This is a genomic window from Leeuwenhoekiella polynyae (assembly GCF_004104075.1).
In the GTDB taxonomy this organism is placed as follows: Bacteria; Bacteroidota; Bacteroidia; order Flavobacteriales; family Flavobacteriaceae; genus Leeuwenhoekiella; species Leeuwenhoekiella polynyae.
The window spans coordinates 117906-137778 of the sequence record NZ_QOVK01000002.1 but is presented as its reverse complement, the minus strand read 5'-3'; the positions used below and the strand labels follow the sequence as shown (position 1 = coordinate 137778).

Below are 19873 nucleotides of genomic sequence, written 5' to 3'. Positions count from 1 at the left end.
TTGATTATGCAAAAGCTATCTATACTGTGTCTCGCGCTGCTTCTTTTGAATTCCTGTAAGGAAACTGAGAAAGGAGAATATACCGCTATCGCCCAACTCCGTAAGGTGTATGCCACTGGAGATCCGAAAACCTGGCCTGCACCCCATTTAGACAGCAGCATCACCAACTTTAAAGAAATAGGGCATTTGGAGGAGGTTCCTTTTCCTGAGGACAACCCATATTCTAAAGAAAAAGCAGACTTGGGGAAAAAATTGTTCTTTGATCCCAGGTTGTCGGTGAGCGGACAAATAGCATGTGCTTCCTGCCATAATTCAGAATTGGGGTGGACCGATAATATTACCCGTTCTTTTGGGCATGATCGACAAAACGGAAAGCGCAATGCAATGACCATTATAAATGCTGCTTTCGCGCACGAGTTGTTCTGGGATGGGCGTGCCAGCAGTCTGGAAGAACAGGCGCGTTTTCCTATAGCAGATCCTGTAGAAATGAACGAACAGCTTAATCTGGCTGTAGATAAGATTGCTGAAGTAGCTGGCTACAAACCTTTGTTTAAGGAAGCTTTTGGTAAGGATACCATCTCTTTAGAATTTATTCAAAAAGCTATAGCGACCTTTGAACGTACGCTAATTAGCCGTACCAGTAAGTTTGATCGCTTCATCGATGGCAGACCAGACCAATTCACCGATGAAGAAGTGCTGGGGCTGCATTTGTTTCGTACCAAAGCACGCTGTATCAATTGTCATAACAGCGGTTATTTTAGCGACAATCAATACCATAATGACGGGCAGGTGTTGTTTGGAACTAAAGATGAAGACTTCGGAAGGTTTGCCATTACCGGTGATCTTGCAGATATTGGTAAATTCAGAACCCCTTCTTTAAGAGAAGTAGGCCGCACCGGCCCTTGGATGCATCACGGGCATTTTCCCAGTTTACGGGATGTGGTAGAGTTCTATAATCTGGGAAATCCTCAAGTGGTTCAAAAGCGGTATCTGGGAACGCCTCGTGACTCGTTAATTCCTGAGGTTTCTCCTATCCTTCAAAAACTAAATCTCACTCGGGAAGAGATGCATGCCTTAGAAGCTTTTTTACACACATTGACTTCTGGAGATCTGAGGACGCGAGCACCTAAGTTACCCGAGTAGGTAACTTGTGAAAGATGGAATTAGGTTAAAAACAGGGGATGTCAATCGTAGGGAAACACTCGTTTTAAATTAAGCCGTTTGATGCTGAACTGGATTCAGTATTGCATAAGGCAAAGATTTCTCGACTGGCCCTACGTCAAGCTCAGGGTGAACTCTCCAAATGACATTCAGTTTACGGAATAATCGAGACTTGCATGCTATGAGAAGGGTCTCGTTTTGAAATGTATTGTACCGATTAATGCTTAGCGGGCCTGCCTTTGTTGGCAGAGCGGCTTGCACCGAAGTAGGTTACTGTTTTTTATGGCTTAACAGCGACATATGTTCGATAGCGAATTTTAAAACATCTAGGTTTTTATCTACATAAACATCTGGTGGCATCCCGTAAGGATCTATGGGGTTTTCTGCGACATCCCGCGCCCGTATGGAGGAAGGGTAGTGCAGTTCAAAACAGTTTATTGTTTTTGTTAGCACATTGAACCCGTCAATTATACCCGCCGTGTTTTGACCATAAAGAATTACTTTTTCGCTTTGCCGTGTCCTGTAGACAAACGTTTCTCCTGAGCTCATGGTTTTTTCATTTATAAGAACAGCTACTTTTTGATGGGGAGCAAACAGTGTATCCGGGACGGAAGTACTAGCATATGCTGCACCATCTGGCCAGAATACAGTCCCTTTTAAGGAAGAGAGGTAATCGTATTCTGCTTTGTTTTCCGCTTCCAGTTCTTCAGGCTTTCTCCCGTTTAGGAACATGTTAATATTTCCTTCAGAGATCCAGATGCCATAATTAGGTGTTTGAATAGGTCCCGATAAAATATACGGAAAAAGAGGCTTGTAAACCGCATCGTTGCCTCCGTTGTTATCCCGTACATCAACGATAAAAAAAGCTGCCTCAACCAATTCCTGATGGTGGGCTCGGATCAGGCTATCTACAAAAGCAGGTTCTTTCTCATAGAAATTAGGGAAACGAATGTAGGGGATCTTTCCATCTATCATCCGTATATGGAAATCACTGTAGCGCTCTGTTTGCGCAGTATCGGTTATCGTATTTGGGTTTGCCGGTCCTACCTTTACCCACTTGTTGTAGTTGATAAACTCCAAATGCTCTGGGTTTTGAAGGTTAACTTTCAACTTCCGTCCGCTATTATCGTCCATATAATAAACCGCCTCATACGCATTGCCGTAAACCTGGCTGAGTTCAAATTTAATGTCTCCCGGCTTCCAAAGCTTATTTGTACTGCTTAAGATCACCCCTGTAAATTGGTTAGGAGCATTTTTTTGGGGCAGAATGCCCACTTCGTAAACACCATATTTCCATATACCCAACAGGTCTGTATTCTGGAAGGCTTTCTTTTTTTTAATGTGGTTTACTTCTTTGAGGAAAGCGCTCTTATCCATCACGATGCTTTTACGCGTTTCTTTAACAGCCTTGTTGTCTGTAAAACTGATGCTAGTATGACCATCCCTAAAGAATTGCAGCCATTGTTGCAGTATGGGAAGACAAGCTTCTATTGCTGTAACACGAGCGGCTTTCTGTCTAAAAACCTCTTTGTTGGCCGTATAAAGTTCTTTATTGGTTTGGGTAACTTTAATAGGGAACAACGCATAATCATGTTCATAAACCTGCACAACCTCCTCAAAAGTTTTTGCACAGGTACACTCTTGAGCACGTATAGTTATGATGCTCAACAGTAAGAAGGAGAGCGCTAGAACGAATTTTGAACGTAATCTCATTGGAAGGTATTGGTAGGGTTGAACTGTTTGGCTCTACTTTTAAAATAAACCTGTACCTATGTTTTTGTCTTTAAGAGCAATCTGTCTCAAAACCACTGGTTTATTGTTTAAAAGTAGGTGAGTGGTTGCAATATCCAATAAAATTTTTAATACTAGTCGAGTAATCAGCCATTGCCTACAATCTTAAGAAATACCTCAAATTCACTTAAAAACGGGTAAAAAGTGAGACAGGGATGCTCGGCTTCTATATAAAGATTCTGATGAATTAATTTCTAGGGACTACGTTCATTAAAACTCATAGAGTTGCATTCTGTTAATCCGTTAAGTAAAAGTCCGTTTAAAAGCCGCTATACTGTAGCATTCGAATGATTGTTTTCAATAATAGACAGGAAGTTTATACGGTTCCACCATTTGTAACTACTAGTGTTACAAAGTAGACATCTGAAAATTTTGGTTAAAACTATAGAGGAAAAGAGCGTGCATCCTTAAGTATGATGTAATTACAGGGTTTAAACTGTCTTTAAATCTTTTAAAGGAGTTCGACTCTTTTCGAGAACTTAGCGATCCAACTCTAGTTTAGAGGATATAGAATTCTTAAATTAGAATATGAAACACAGGCTACATCAATTTTGGTTATACGTTGCTTTATTAGTGGTGTTTATAACACCTATTTTTGCGCAGGTTGATGACTTAAAATATGCAGAAAAGATCTACCTGCAAACAGATGCTGATGTGTATACAACCGGAAACAAAATTTGGTTTAGAGCTGTTGTATTACTCGGAGCAGCTCATTATCCTTCTAATGTAAGCGGTGTGCTCTATGTTGATTTAATAAATCCGGGAGGAGAGGTGGTCGTTTCACAGCTTACTAAGCTAAACGAAGGTATAGGAGCAGGTACTATACATCTGAATCCAGATTTGGCAGCAGGTACTTATCAGCTTCGTGCATATACCCGATGGAGTCAGAATTTTAAATCAGATTTTATATTTCAAAAACCCATACCGGTATTTCAGTCCGGCAATCTGTTATCATCACGATCCTATCGTTCTCAGATTACACAAGACGAAGTTACTGGCTCCCGGAGCCTTAAAACCTTATTAAATCCTGAAGCGCTAGATCGTTTGCACCGTGGCAAGCTGGATGTATTTGTGAATTTAGACGGAAAACTTGATACCTTAAGCATCAGGAAAAAAGAAGGTGATCTTTATGTTTTTGAATATCCCCTTGCTGCGGATAGTGATTTGCTAACGATTAGTTATTTGACAGATACTGGCAAAAAACGATATCAAACTGTGGCTTTAGACACTGCAAAAATTGACTTACAGTTTTTTCCTGAAGGAGGTGATTTAATTGCCGGAATATCTTCAGAGCTAGGGTTTAAAGCAATAGGGTATGATGGTTTGAGCAGAAAGACTTCAGGAACTGTTATCGATCAAAACGGCGTTAAGCTTGCCGATTTTAAGAGTAATGCCTTAGGAATGGGAAGCTTTAGGCTAAAAGCACTTAGTGATACGCTTAGTTATTTTGCAAAACTTGAACAGCAAGATACTTCAAGCTTACTTATACCTTTGCCAAAGGTGAAGGCTTCAGGTAGCACACTTTCCGTTAATGATCTTGGAGGGGGTATGCAGGTTAATGTGTTCTCTAATACCTTTACAAACGATACGCTAGTGCTGCAGGTAAGGAGTAGGGGACAGCTCTTATATGAACTGAAAGAGCCTCTGCGTGATGGGATGCTTTCTGCACTATTCCCCGTATCTAAACTTCCTTTTGGTATTTTAGAAATTTCCTTGTTGGATAAGCATAGCACAAAAATGGCAAGACGACTTTACTTTAACCGTAAAGGACAAAAGGCGTTAAAGTTAGCTATTGAAACTGAAAAGCTGCGTTATGCGCCACGGGAGAAATTAAAGTTGCAACTGAACGTGACCGATGAAAACGATAATCCTACACCAGCAAAAGCTTCAGTGTTGATTGTAGATAAGAATCAATTGGGAAAGGAAGCAGAATCCAGAGCAAACATATTGTCTTACTTTTTCTTAGAATCAGAATTACGGGGCACTGTAGAACAACCCGGTTTTTATTTTAAGAATGATACGCTTCAGGCAAAAGAACTTGACAAATTACTGCTCACTCAGGGGTGGGCCAGCTATAAATACGACACGATCCATGCATCTCGTCAATTTTTACCGGAGCCTGAGCTTCTTCTTTCTGGAACGGTAAGTGCTCCACTTAATAAGCATAAGCGTATTGCCGGGGTTAAGCTCACACTGATGAGCTTTGACGAAGGCTTTTTTGTAAGAGAGCAACTTTCAGATAGCCTGGGGCGCTTTGGGTTTACTATAGATGCATTATCTGGCGGATATCAAAATCTTTTGATTCAGACTTCAAAACAAAGCGGTAAAAATAAAGATTATAATCTGTATCTAAGCCGGCCTAAAAAACCAAGCATCGAGCTGCGGCAGCAAGAACAATTTGCGCTTGTAGATACCACTATTGTAAAGGCTGCAGAGCAAAAGATAGCAAAGCAACGCGTACTGCTTGAAGCAGCACCTTTTGGCGGTGAAGATATTGCCCTTGATGCCGTTTTGGTAAGTAGTTATACCATGACACCACAACGGCAAGAGGTTGCAGATGTGTATGGTATGCCAGATGTTGTAATAGCTGGTAAAGCGATTCAGGAAAAAGAGAAAAAATGGTCTTATGGTCTATACAGTGTATTGCTCTTCAACTTTCCTGATAAGATTAATATAGTAAGAAAAAATGGTGAACTTCGGGCCGAGGTTAATTTTTCGGAAACTACTTTGGTTATCGTAGATGGTCAGCCTGTAACGGAGTGGAGTTATAATCTCATACCCTATATGCCGGTAAGCGAAATTGAAAGCTTTGAAATTATTGAATATGCAAAAAACTTCTCGTCCCTGTATCAAGAAGTTCACCCTTTTGCCAGTCCACTTGAAGTTCCGGTTTGGGGTCACGTGATCGCTATTTATACCTATGGAGGGAATGGACTTTTTGCTGCAGAACGTCCTAAGGGAATTATAAAAGAGCGGGTACAGGTGTTTTCTGAACCGGAAGCATTTTATACGCCTAAATATGATACGCAGCAAACTTTACATACTAATAATCCAGATCTTCGCAGTACCCTTTATTGGGAACCTAATTTAGAAATCGATGAGTCCGGTATGGCTGAGGTTGAATTTTACAATCCAGACAATACCGGAACGATGCTTATACTGGTAGAAGCAGTATCTCCTCAAGGTACTTTAGGTTATAAAATTTTAGACTATCAGCTAGAAGAGCGTGACGATCCTTAAAGTCAGTTTACGCGTTCGATCATTTTCAGCCTGTGTCTTTTTTAGTTTTTACGGAACTCGTGAATCTCAGTTTAGCTTTGCATTGCTCTTCCTGTGGTCGTCGAATGCAAGAAAAATGTAACAAAAGAAGCATATTGTCTCTTCGAAATTATTCGCTCGATGATCGGGATCAAATCTTGAAAAGCTACACTTTCAAAAGCTTCTTGACTGCACCTCGATTGCACTCAGTGTAGTACGTTTAAAGGGACAGCAGGTTAGCTCTATGTCATTTGTATTGCTACTTTCCTATATTAAAGCGTCTTTGTTCTATCGTCTTTTATAGAAAATCTAAAGTTTAAAATCTCACAACAGGAACTGCAAACTCCAACTACAAACGGAGACTATGATTTTTCTTCTTTTAAAATAAATCCACGGCGGTGTATGTTTTCAATCCGTATCGTAGGATCTTCCTGTAAGTATTTTCTAAGGTGGGAAATGAATACATTCAAGCTTTTTTTATTAAAGTAGTCGTTTTTACCCCACAGCGTAAGCAAGATATCTTTATGGCTACACAATTCATTTTTATGAATCGCCAGATAAGCCAGTAAGTCGGTTTCTCTATGTGTCAGTTTTTGAACCTTATGTCCTCTCTTCAATTCTTGCTGTTCTCTATGAAGTACATAAGACCCCAAGTGAACGTTGCCTGTTTCCCGAACCTCTTCTGCTATTGGATGTAAATGTGCTAAGAGGGTTTGGATACGCACAACCAGTTCTTCTTCATCAATAGGTTTTTTTAAATAATCTACAGCTCCTACTGCAAAACCTTTAAGTACATCTATTTTTAAAGATCGCGCCGTTAAAAAGAGAAAAGGTACCTTAGTGTTTAAGCCTTTAATTTGTTTCGCTAATTCAAAACCGTCCATATCGGGGAGCTTGACATCGAGAATAATTAAGTCCAGGAGTTGCTTATCTATTTCATGTAAAGCTGTTTTACCGTCTTTGACCCATGTAACAGAAAAAGCGTTCATTTTTAAATATTCAGATAACAAATAGCCTAGGGTAGAATCATCTTCTACAAGTAACAGGTGTTTTTTATCATGCATCAGTTAAGGGTATTATCAAGGTTACGGTAGTACCCGCACCGGGTATGGAATCTAGTTTTAATTTACCACGATGTTTCTTAAGAACTTCTAGGGAATAGGAAAGTCCCAGGCCATATCCGCTTGAGACCTGAGCTGTGCGTTGGGTACCCCGGTAGTATTTTTTAAAGATCTTATTTTTTTCTTTAGGTTCTATCCCAGGGCCCTGATCGCTAACACGTATACTCAAGATGCTAGGGGTGCGTTCGGCCTGAAGTTTTATTTCCTGCAAATTACCGTATTTACGCGCATTATCTAAAATGTTATTCAAAGCATTTTCAAGATGGGTTGTTGCTGCAAGCACTGGGTAGGTTTCTCCGGAGATCTTGTAGGTAAACGGAATGTTCTCCAAATTGGCTATAGCCTTAAAAGATTGACATACTGCTTCAAGATGCGGTTTAAAGTCTGTAGGTTTCAACTGAATGACTTTTTTGTTTGCTTCCAGGTTTCCCAGTTCGAGTACTTTTTCTATATGAATTTTTAAGCGTTCTGTTTGTTGCCGAATGGTATTTACCAAAATTTTGTGTTCTGCTGAAACTTGCTGATCTAGTATTTTAGAAGCCAGCCCAATTGAAAAAACGGGAGTCTTTAATTCGTGAGTGAGATTATTGATAAAATCATTTGTGGTCGTTATGATGTTGCGTTGCCAATAAAACGAACGCAATACCCAAATGACAACTAAAATGATCACTATAGTAAAAACAAGACCCGGTATGGTAAGTCCGTTTAGCTGAAAAAAGAAATAGGTATTTAGATCTGGAAATTCTAATTCAAGCAATACAGCTTTGCCTAAGGATTTTTCTAAAAATCCAGTCAGTTCAAAAGGATATTTCACCACTTGTGTAGAAGAATCTAAGGATCGTGGAGCACTCATATAATAGGTGCTGTCGCGGGTGTACAACCGGTAAGAATAAGCAGCTTCAATACCCGTTTCGGTAAGCCGGTGCTTGATAAAATCATCTAAAAAATGCCGAGAGGCATCGGTAATGCTATCGGGTGATGTGGTAAAAAAATGCGTGTCTTGCAACAGCGCTTGCTCAATTAAAAAAGTCAACTGATTACGGTTTGCAAGATCTCGTTTGATCAAGATACCTGCTTCGCTTACTTTCTTATCAAATTGCACTTTGGCTAAGTTTAGACCAATCCTTAAAAATTGGACTTGTACCACAAACAGCCCTACTATAGCAATTATAAAAACAAGAATATATAGCTTTCTTCGTTTGAGCATACTTAGATTGTTGAGATTTAGAACAGGCATTCTATACGGTTGTACCCCGGTTCTACCTTCAAATGTAATAGATTCTGGGGCAGGACTTATAATCAGATCATCAATAATGTATTCAATCAATTTTCAGTTAGTAAGTTGTTAACCTAATTAACTTTTCATTAATCTATTTAATTTTCCGTTACGCTGCAGATCGGTTTAAAGGGCCTACTTTAGCTCTTGAAAACAATAATAAGCATTTGGACTTTGATTGTATTGGTTATCAAAGATCCATTAGTGTTCTGGTAAAAAAGCTATCTTTTTAGATAGCTTTTTTTAGTTAAAAGCATAGGGATTTGAATATTTTTTGTGTTGAGTATTTATTGATGTATCAAAACAAAAGAACAGGGAGATGAATGGAAATTACATCTTCTGATGAAGTGTCGATTGATCTCCTAACGCAGATTTGAGTAGTACTTACTTCTAATCTTGTTTCATTCATTTTCTTTACTCGCGTGATTTCTATTTTTACGGGAGCTCGTGAACCTCCTAAAGTCGGTTTAGCTCGCGTGATTATTATTTCTACGGGAGCTCGTGAACCTCCTAAAGTCGGTTTGTCTTGTCCAAAGAAACCCTTCGGCTATCGCTCAGAGTAGGCTCACCAAAAGAAAAGAGCCCCTCGTTTCGAAATTTTCCACTCGATAATCGAGATCAAATCTTCTTGAACTGGTCTTGATTCCTAATTGAGTCTTATAGCGCTTACCGTACTCCCTTCAAAAGCCGTTTTAGGGCCAAAAACCGGCTTGTCAGCTCCGCGTCGCTATCGGTCCTGTACTTCGGAGCTTCCCACGCCTATTCTGAACCGAAGGATCGTGATTCGTTTAACCCTTTGGGTTTTTAAAATCGTCGTGCTAAACTTGTTTCAGCATCTCACTAGGATGCTGTCAAGAGTCAAGCTCCACGCGATGCACTCGCGCACGAACAGGGATGTTTAATAAAAAAAAGCCCACGTGGGAGTGGGCTTTCTTAGCTTTATTAGGATTACAAGTGGTTTACTTAAAAACCGAGTCCGTATTGTATTTTGATACCAAAGGAAAGGGTTTTGACCTCTTCTATATAAGGCATTCCATCACTTTTACGGGTAGCCTTAAAAAGGCTGTTTGGGATAAAAGCTTTAGGCTCTTGTGTGTTGTAGTCTATCGCATTTTCCGTACCTTTTTCTTCATTGAGGTCATTTAGGCCATAATCGAGATAGACCCCCACTTGGTAAAAGGTACCGTTTTCGATAGGGAATCGTATTCCTGATTCCAGATGCAGGGCATAACTGTTTTTGACCTTGAGCTCTGTTTTTCCGGTGCTATAGTCAAAGTCACCAAAGCCCATAAACTTAGGATCCATCAATTCCACATTGTACTGCTCGTAATATCCGCTGGTTGCGAGGCGGTCTGCAGCGGCCTCATATTTAGCCCCAATATTAAAACCTATATTGAAACCGGTAGCAGCGTAAAAGCGTGCCGTTCTTCCGGAGGTCATATAGCGTATGCTAATGGGGATGGTTGCATATTTAAGGTGTTGTTTTTCCACATAGTTTGTAGCGGTATACCTAAATTCAAAATCCTCTCCCTCATTATCTGTGGTGCTATAGGCATCCTGTAAATTAGCGATGGAAGCCCTTCCTTCAAAAGACGTATACTGCGCTGCAAGACCCAGGCTCCAGTTTTGAGAGAGGTTATAGGCATATTGAATTCCCAGGCCTACGCCGAAGCTGGATTCCATATCGCTTTCGGTGCCCATAAGCTTATAATTAAGCTTGGAAAAAGGACCTTGTGCATATATAGCGATTTCCTGATTGTGTTGTGCTTTGGCAGTAAACACGCCCCCCAAAATGATGAGGGGAAGGGTGAGCCTGAGCAGCGATACGGGTTTGAGATTCTTTATTTTATTTTTCATTGATTTAATGGTGTCAAAGGTTGATGAACTGGTTATTTAACAAGAAAGCTTACCGATTCGCGACGGCCTTTAGTGGTGGTACATGTAAAGATGTACGCGCCAGACGCAATACTAAAGGGCAGGTCTATACGATTTGTAGCACCACTTACCCGGGTTTGCTTTAAAAGCACTCCATTTGTGCTAAATATCATAATCTCCATATCCTTAAGCTCTTCCTTAGGGAAGTTGGCGGTTAGGGTAAGCTGACTTCCTGCCGGCACCGGGTTTGGAACCAGTACGATCCCATAAGCGCTTCGGGTTTTTAAGGTGGTGTTACAGGTTTGTAGTACGGTTCCATCGGCCGTGGTCATTTTGGCCCTATACTCCGCATTGGGATCCAGCATATCATTGGCATTATCTCCTGCTGAGTAATACGGTCCTGTTCCTACTAACTTCCCGTTCTTGTACCATTCAAAGGTCGTAAACTCATAGCCTCCATTGGTTTCCGGGTTGTTGTTAACCAAAAGGACGTTGTTGAATTTCTGTATGATGATGTCCTCAAAATTGAAGCGTTTTTCTACTACAATACGATAGGTTTCTTGTGAAGAACCGTCCTGAGAAGTTACCTGTACATCCTGACGATAGATTCCCGGGGTGGGGGTATTGACAGCAAATTCCCGTGCCGGACTAACCAAGGCATTGGCTTCGGTATCTATCACAACAGGAACGCTGGTTGTTCCGTCGTTACAATCAATCAGGTAATAGATCTCCTGCTCTGGATTATCGTATTCCTGCCCGTTGATGATCACCTTGTACACAAAAGCATCTTCACTGGTAATGCTAAGGGTACGGGTTACCGGAGCTGCAGCTTCATAATTGGCATTTCCTTCCTGCATAGCAGTGATCTGTACTTCTCCCGAGCTGTATAGGGTTACATATCCACTCTCCGATACCGCTGCCGGCGCTTCTGTACTGCTGTAGCTGTAGGTATAGCTTACCGGAAGTCCAGAATCTGCCTGAGCTTCTAGCTGAAAAGCGACATCAGCTTCTAATTGTTTTGCAGGAATAGCTGCAAAAGTGATGCTTTGAGCTGCTTTTTTAATGGTAAGTGTACCCGATAACATCAGGTCAAGATGATAGGGTCTCGTTACTACAGCCTCCACCGTATAAATACCGGTATCGATTTTCCCGTTATTGGTATAACTCACCGTTGCATCTGCGGGCAGATTAGTTACCGCAAGCACATGAGCGGTGCCGTCGTACGTGAAGGTTTTATCTTCAAGGGTGATCCCCTGTTGTGTACATCCACTTACCGTTACCACTGATGTAGCCGTACTTACATTACCATTGGTATCAGTTACTGTAAGTGTTACCGTATTTTCACCTAAAGTTGCACACGAGAATTGTGTTTGGTCAATGACTAATGACGCGACACCACAGTTATCAGATGAGCCATCGTCCAAGTCGCTTGCGGTGATTGAAGCCTGACCATTTGCGTCAAGTGTTACTGCAATGTCTTTGGCTAATGCCAAAGGAGCCGTGTTATCTATAATCTCAATGACAACCGAAGCCGTAGTAGTACAGCCATTGGCATCAGCTATAAATACGGTATGGTTACCTGCTGGTATGTTGTTAAAGGTAAATGTAGGATCGGGTACATCTTCGTAGGTAATTCCATTAAGAGTATAGTCAAATGGCGCCGTACCTCCGGTTAAGTTTAGGGTAGCAGTTCCATCATTCCCTCCGTTACAGCTTACATTGGCATCCACTGTGGCGGATGCAGTGAGTGTCACGGGTTCTGTAATAGTCGCCGAAGCCGTATCGGTACATCCGTTAGCATCGGTTATGGTTACAGTATAGGTTCCTGCCGGAAGCCCTGTAGCCGTTGCGGTTGTCTGCGCATCGGTGTCATCCCATAGGTAGGTATAGGGGGCTGTTCCTCCCACTGCAGATACCGTAGCCTGTCCGTTTTCCCCTGCATTACAGCTTACATTGGCATCCACTGTGGCGGATGCAGTGAGTGTCACGGGTTCTGTAATAGTTGCCGAAGCCGTATCGGTACATCCATTAGCGTCGGTAATGGTTACTGTGTAAGTTCCTGCTGGAAGCCCTGTCGCGGTTGCCGTGGTCTGATTTCCCGCATTGGCATCCCATAGATAGGTGTAGACTGCAGTTCCTCCTGTTCCACTTGCCGTAGCAGTTCCATCATTCCCTCCGTTACAGCTTACATTAGCATCTACTGTGACGGATGCTGTTAGTGCCACGGGTTCTGTAATGGTTACCGAAGTAGTAGCGGTACACCCATTGGCATCGGTTACATTGATGGGGTAAGTGCCTGCCTGTAGTGCTGAAATGGCAAGTGTTGGATCAGGAAAATTACTGTACGTAGTACCGTTAATGACATATTCAAAGGGGGATGTTCCCCCGGTAAGTTCAATGGTAATGTTTCCGTTCCCTCCGCCATTACAGCTTACATTGGCATCTACTGTGGCGGATGCAGTGAGTGTTACCGGTTCTGTAATAGTCGCGGAAGCCGTATCGGTACATCCGTTAGCATCGGTAATGGTTACGGTATAGGTACCTGCTGCAAGCCCTGTCGCGGTTGCCGTGGTCTGATTTCCCGCATTGGCATCCCATAAATAGGTGTAGGATGCAGTTCCTCCTGAACCACTTGCCGTAGCAGTTCCATCATTCCCTCCGTTACAGCTTACATTGGCATCTACTGTGGCGGATGCTGTTAGTGCCACGGGTTCTGTAATGGTTACCGAAGCCGTATCGGTACATCCGTTAGCATCGGTTATGGTTACAGTATAGGTTCCTGCCGGAAGTCCTGTCGCGGTTGCGGTTGTCTGCGCATCGGTGTCATCCCATAGGTAGGTATAGGGGGCTGTTCCTCCCACTGCAGATACCGTAGCCTGTCCGTTTTCCCCTGCGTTACAGCTTACATTGGCATCCACTGTGGCGGATGCTGTTAGTGTTACCGGTTCTGTAATAGTCGCCGAAGCCGTATCGGTACATCCGTTAGCATCGGTAATGGTTACTGTGTAAGTTCCTGCTGGAAGCCCTGTCGCGGTTGCCGTGGTCTGCGCATCAGTGTCATTCCATAGATAGGTGTAGACTGCAGTTCCTCCTGTTCCACTTGCTGTAGCAGTTCCATCATTCCCTCCGTTACAGCTTACATTAGCATCTACTGTGACGGATGCTGTTAGTGCCACGGGTTCTGTAATGGTTACCGAAGTAGTAGCGGTACATCCATTGGCATCGGTTACATTGATGGGGTAAGTGCCTGCCTGTAGTCCTGAAATGGCAAGTGTTGGATCAGGAAAACCACTGTACGTAGTACCGTTAATTACATATTCAAAAGGGGATGTTCCCCCGGTAAGTTCAATGGTAATGTTTCCGTTCCCTCCGCCATTACAGCTTACGTTGGCATCTACTGTTGCAGATGCTGTTAGTGTTACCGGTTCTGTAATAGTCGCCGAAGCCGTATCGGTACATCCGTTAGCGTCGGTAATGGTTACGGTGTAGGTTCCTGCTGGAAGCCCTGTTGCGGTTGCCGTGGTCTGATTTCCCGCATTGGCAGCCCATAAATAGGTGTAGGATGCAGTTCCTCCTGAACCACTTGCCGTAGCAGTTCCATCATTCCCTCCGTTACAGCTTACATTGGCATCTACTGTGGCGGATGCTGTTAGTGTCATAGGTTCTGTAATGGTTACCGAAGCCGTATCGGTACATCCGTTAGCATCGGTAATGGTTACGGTGTAGGTTCCTGCTGCAAGCCCTGTTGCGGTTGCCGTGGTCTGATTTCCCGCATTGACATCCCATAAATAGGTGTAGGATGCAGTTCCTCCTGTTCCACTTGCTGTAGCAGTTCCATCATTCCCTGCGTTACAGCTTACATTGGCATCCACTGTGGCGGATGCTGTTAGTGTTACCGGTTCTGTAACAGTCGCCGAAGCCGTATCGGTACATCCGTTAGCATCGGTAATGGTTACGGTATAGGTTCCTGCTGCAAGCCCTGTTGCGGTTGCCGTGGTCTGATTTCCCGCATTGGCATCCCATAAATAGGTGTAGGATGCAGTTCCTCCTGTTCCACTTGCCGTAGCAGTTCCATCATTCCCTCCGTTACAGCTTACATTGGCATCTACTGTGGCGGATGCTGTTAGTGCCACGGGTTCTGTAATGGTTACCGAAGTAGTAGCGGTACATCCATTGGCATCGGTTACATTGATTGGGTAAGTGCCTGCCTGTAGTCCTGAAATGGCGAGTGTTGGATCAGGAAAGTTACTGTACGTAGTACCGTTAATGACATATTCAAAGGGGGATGTTCCCCCGGTAAGTTCAATGGTAATGTTTCCGTTCCCTCCGCCATTACAGCTTACGTTGGCATCCACTTTCGCAGATACACTTAAGTTAGCAACCTTAATACTTGCATTAGAGGAATTGGAACACGTTCCTGATGTGGTATAGGTCACGGTATAGGTACCTGGGGTAGACGCAGAAAGATCTACAGCTCCGGTCGAAGTATTAATTGATAAACCAGTAGTGCTTGAAAACGTTCCTCCTGTAGCTCCAGTAATTGTCGGTGTAGGATCTGAATCATCAGCGCAATATGCAGCAGCCGCATAGCTAAACGAAGCATCGTCCAGCGCGTTGATGGTCAAAGATACATTGGAAGAATTGGAACACGTTCCTGATGTGGTATACGTGACGGTATAGGTACCCGGAGTAGATGCAGAAAGATCTACAGCTCCGGTCGAAGCATTAATTGATAAACCAGTAGTGCTCGAAAACGTTCCTCCGGAAACTCCTGAAACGGTTGGTGTAGGATCGGAGCTATTAACGCAATATGCAGCAGCCGCATAGCTAAACGAAGCATTGTCCAGCGCGTTGATGGTCAAAGATACATTGGAATAATCGGAACACGTTCCTGGTGTGGTATACGTGACGGTATAGGTTCCTGGGGTAGAGGCAGAAAGATCTACAGCTCCGGTAGAAGCATTAATTGATAAACCAGTAGAGCTCGAAAACGTTCCTCCAGTGACTCCTGAAATGGTCGGTGTAGGATCGGAGCTATTAACGCAATATGCAGCTGCTGCATACGAGAAACTTGGATCTTCTTGTGGCAAAACATTAATCGTTATTGAACCACAAGTACCCGGGGTAACACAACCACCCTCTCCTCTTATATAGTAGGTTGTACTAGGAGCATTAGGACTCACCGTAAACGTAGATCCATTAGTTGAACCTAAAGAAGTGCCGCCGCAAGACCCTGAATAAATGAACCATTTTGTTGCATCGTTTAAATCTCCAGAAATATTTAAGGTGGCAACATTTCCATCACATACTGTTGTAGATGTAGCAGTTACTGTGGGTACATCTGGGGAGGTACAAGGTAATGCAAGTGTAACATTATCCAGTGCAAAAGATTCATTTCCTTGAGAACTAGTGATCGTTACAGAGTTGATGTTAGTCCAATTTAAATCGACTGTTTTTCCTAAGTTTGCAGGAATGGGTTCTGAAACAGGAGAATTACTTCCTCCATTTGGTGTAAAAGTCCATGTAGATCCAACAGAGGCATCAGCATCAAGCGCAAATATACTCTTTAAGTCTACAGCTTGGCTAAAAGACACCGTTATTGATGAATCTTGATTTGGACTGGGATTATAAATGACAACACCTGAAGATCCAGCAAAACCTTCACCATACACTAGATCAATGTTTGTTGATGCATTAGTAACCGTAGCAGTTATGCCATTAACTGTTTGGGTGATACTAGTACCATTATCAGTTGCGGTTTCCCAATCAAAAACGGTTTGGGAACTTAACTGTTGAGGGTTTACCGGCCCTTGTGGACTACTTTGCGAAGCCGTACCGGCATCGGTACCGTCACTAGGTGTTACTTCAAAACTGATGTATTTGCCCTCATCAGCAGTGACCAAGGTATAGGTTTGGTTTGTGCCCCCGCTAATAGCCGTTTTGTTGCTTCCCGAAGCATCATCAGCCCGGTACCATGTATAGGTAGAACCTGATTCTGAATCACTATCGCTGTCGCTATAGGTATAGTTTCCGGTAAGCGTTTGTCCTACTTGTAAGGTGCCCGAAAAAGTTACGGAAGTAGCTGTAGGAGGCGTGTTAGGACTATTTGTAGTAAAACTCACCTCATTACCATAGCTCGTACCTGTACTGTTAATTGCATAAGCCCGTACATAATACGTAGTGGAAGCCGATAGGCCTGTGATGGGTTCTGCAAAGGCTCCAGCTCCTGAACCGTCCTGTACTTTCGTATCTGAGGTTGTGGGATTGGCGGTGGTAGCATATACAAAGCCGCGATCGGTAACTGCTGCGCCGCCATCAGTGGTAACTTCACCACTAAAAGTGGCTCCTGTGGTGGTGACATCAGATACTGAAGCGGTACTTAAAGTGGGTAACGAAGTGGTGGGTGGTATATACGTTGAGGTATAGAAATCATCAATTGAAGTAACATCCACAGATGCCAGTCCGATAAATATATAAGCCTCAGCAGCGCTTGCCAGTTCTACATTGGTTACTGTCGTGGTCTGCTCTACAAGAGGAGTAGTTGAAGCTAAGGTACCATTAGAATTTGCACTAAAAATTCTTGCGGTAACGCTATATTGAGACGATCCTAAGTAGGTCACCTCCATATCCCAATATTTCCATGAGGAGTTAAAATTGACTCCGGTTTGCAAGGTTGTGAGATTTGCGGTATTATATATGCCTATACTTCCACCGTCGGTATCACCTCCTCCCAAAGCGATGTGCGGCCTGTACGCGGTAATCGCATCATTCGTAGGACGCCCGCTATCTTGTTGAGCATCCTTTTTAGTAGTTACTCCTATTGCGGTTATGTAGATTCCTTCCATAAAGGCCCCAATCCTCCAATTATTAAGAGTAGGGGAAAAGGGTTGGTGAAACGTCCAGATCTGAGCTGAGGTAATCGCTCCCGTATTAAACGTTCCGGTATTGTTAATACCTCCGGAAGGCGCATATGAAGCCAGTCCGCCTGATTGAGCAGTACTAAAATTAGAGGTAAATGCTGATGGGGAGTCAAACGAAACGGTTGGCGTAGGAAGTTGAAAAGCGGAAAATGTGTTAAAGCTTACCTCATTACCATAGCTCGTACCTGTACTGTTAATTGCATAAGCCCGTACATAATACGTAGTGGAAGCCGATAGGCCTGTGATTGCTTCTGAAAAAGTTCCGGTTCCCGAACCATCTTGTACTTTCGTATCTGAGGTGGTCGGATTGGCGGTGGTAGCATACACAAAGCCGCGATCGGTAACTGCTGCTCCTCCGTCTGCGCTAACTTCACCACTAAAAGTGGCTCCTGAAGAGGTTATTGAAGATACTGCAGAAGTGGATACATCGGGAACAGAAACAGAAACTGCCGAACCAATTTCAACATCATCAATCCGGAAATTTTGGTAGGTAGTTCCCGTGACCGTAAACTCTATTCTAATCTCATCCACATTTGAAAATCCCGGAATAGAAGCAAACGTATCAGTATACATCGTTCCGCTAACCAAGTTGTTACGGGTAAAGCTTGCACCAGAAACCAGAGCATCATCTTTATAACCCGTATACGTTATATCGAAGTCTGTAAAAGAACCAAAAGGCTGAACTTTTATGGACTTAAACGAGAACTCACTATTATCACTTGATTTTATAATTGCTCTTGCAAGATTCGCATTAGTCCCTGTACCTTGTATAATGAGCAGTTGATTTCCGTTAACTGAGGTGCCACCTACTCTTGCAGAATGACTGGGGTTGACCGTTTCAGAAGTAAAATCAAAACATTCTACCGTTGCAGTAGCAGTACCGGTTCCTGTAGCCAATGATGTGAATGTAGTGTATAAGCCTGTAAAATCAGTTATTCCCACAGCAGGAGCGCAAGATGTTGCATCTGGGGTAATATTAATACCAGAATATTCAGTAGAAGCTATATTAATAGGGTCATCACTACTATTCCAGTTTGTATGGTCATTTATTGCTGCTCTTACAGTTGAAACACTTCCTGTAAGTGTTCCTGTATACTTAGCATTATCCTTTTCTCCTGAGGTAGGGAATAAAGCCAGAGCATTTTCTCCATTTATTAAACCAGCAGGTATGCTCGTAGTACTTGTACTTGTTGTAGTACAGGGTCCACTAATATGAGTACAAGTAGCACAAGCATGCCAACCACCGGCATCATCACACCCAAGAGTGTGTACATAGTTATCATCTCCGTATATTCCGGCAATAAAAGTTGGATTTGCCGGTTCGGCACCAGATGAGGATTGATAAGCCAATATACTGTCTCCTCCAAGCAGACTAAAGGCAGTATCTGACCCTGATAGAACTGCTGTTCCCTGAGAAACGGTAAAGGTATCAGGGGATGTCTCTATAATTGAGACTACTGTCCCTATAGAGAGGCCTCCGCCGGGTGCAGTCCATACAATATGATCTTCGTCATTTGCATACCACGTAGCATCTGTTGCGTTCCAACCTTTATCTGTGAAATAAATAACTTCACCTGCCGGTATGTCTTTTAAGGTTATAAACGTAAACCCATCATCTACGTCGGTATGATAGCCTACAAAGGCGATATCGCCGGCAGTGAGCGTTTGTGCTTTTAATCTCTGATTGGTAACTAGGCCAATTAGAACAAGCATTAAAAAAAGTAGTTTTTGTTTCATGAATTTTAAATGTTAGTGAGTCTGTCAATCATCCATAGCAGTATACCCTGCTTATATGCAGGGATAGGAGAATAGCAATAAATGGGGAGTTAACTTTGGGATTTTTTAAATGCGAAAGAAAAACATTTTAAAGGTAGTGTTGTTTGCATAGGTTACTTATTTAAAGGGTCTTATACGTATTATATTTAAACAAATATTATGATATTATTTAGAATAAATTATGTTTTATATCGTTTTTTTTATTAAGTATACCTGATATTTAAGAGGTTGTATTGTTTTTCTTACGATAGTAGCAATTATTTACTTACAAATTTTAAATTTTAGTAGTTGAATGCTTGAATTTTGCTGCGAAAACTTTTTTTAATGCGCTTTCTCAAGCGGGAGGAAGGAAGTGTAAAGTGCGACATGGATATACAAAACCAGAAATCAGTTTGCAGTCTCAGTCAGCAGTTTTATGAGTTCAAATCTGGATGGAATTGAAGGGCATAAACGAATTTTAAACAATTAACAAGTAAGCAGCTCCGTTCTCCGTTCTATTTATGCGGTACTCTAAGGTCTTCGAAGTGTGAATTTTAGGTTTCCAGCTGCATCAACTCGCTCAAAGACATGCTTTGCCGTATCAAAACAAGGGTATAGGAGGATGACTAGAAGTTTTAAGTTTAATTTTTAGCTCGCTGTTGTTTATTTGTTGAGCTTCCTGCAGTTATTCTGAACCGAGAGCAGGAAATTCATTT

The 19873-nt window shown here is 42.5% G+C and carries 7 protein-coding genes; 2 read left to right on the top strand and 5 right to left on the bottom strand.

Annotated elements, in window-relative coordinates:
- The first annotated feature begins 6 nt into the window (after positions 1–6).
- Complete coding sequence (locus DSM02_RS03735; RefSeq protein WP_128764408.1) at positions 7–1143, top strand: cytochrome-c peroxidase; 1137 nt, start codon at positions 7–9, stop codon at positions 1141–1143.
- Between the two features lie 288 nt (positions 1144–1431).
- Here the strand turns inward: DSM02_RS03735 and DSM02_RS03730 are convergent, their stop codons facing one another.
- Positions 1432–2874 (bottom strand): S41 family peptidase, encoded by a 1443-nt coding sequence (locus tag DSM02_RS03730; RefSeq protein WP_128764407.1) that lies wholly within the window; start codon positions 2872–2874, stop codon positions 1432–1434.
- Positions 2875–3480: 606 nt separating this feature from the next.
- Between DSM02_RS03730 and DSM02_RS03725 the strand changes: the two genes are divergently transcribed.
- Positions 3481–6192 (top strand): hypothetical protein, encoded by a 2712-nt coding sequence (locus DSM02_RS03725; RefSeq protein WP_128764406.1) that lies wholly within the window; start codon positions 3481–3483, stop codon positions 6190–6192.
- 380 nt (positions 6193–6572) lie between these two features.
- On the opposite strand, the gene DSM02_RS03720 is transcribed toward DSM02_RS03725, so the two are convergent.
- The 4 genes from DSM02_RS03720 to DSM02_RS03705 all read right to left on the bottom strand — a co-directional run bounded on the left by DSM02_RS03720 (position 6573) and on the right by DSM02_RS03705 (position 19139).
- Positions 6573–7274, bottom strand: coding sequence for a response regulator transcription factor (locus tag DSM02_RS03720; RefSeq protein WP_164918225.1), 702 nt, complete (start codon positions 7272–7274; stop codon positions 6573–6575).
- Positions 7267–8658 (bottom strand): sensor histidine kinase, encoded by a 1392-nt coding sequence (locus DSM02_RS03715; protein ID WP_240673974.1) that lies wholly within the window; start codon positions 8656–8658, stop codon positions 7267–7269. The genes DSM02_RS03720 and DSM02_RS03715 overlap by 8 nt, the downstream gene beginning before the upstream one ends.
- Positions 8659–9570: 912 nt before the next feature.
- Complete coding sequence (locus DSM02_RS03710; protein ID WP_128764404.1) at positions 9571–10464, bottom strand: outer membrane beta-barrel protein; 894 nt, start codon at positions 10462–10464, stop codon at positions 9571–9573.
- Positions 10465–10496: 32 nt separating this feature from the next.
- Positions 10497–19139, bottom strand: coding sequence for a SprB repeat-containing protein (locus DSM02_RS03705; protein WP_128764403.1), 8643 nt, complete (start codon positions 19137–19139; stop codon positions 10497–10499).
- Positions 19140–19873 lie beyond the last annotated feature (734 nt).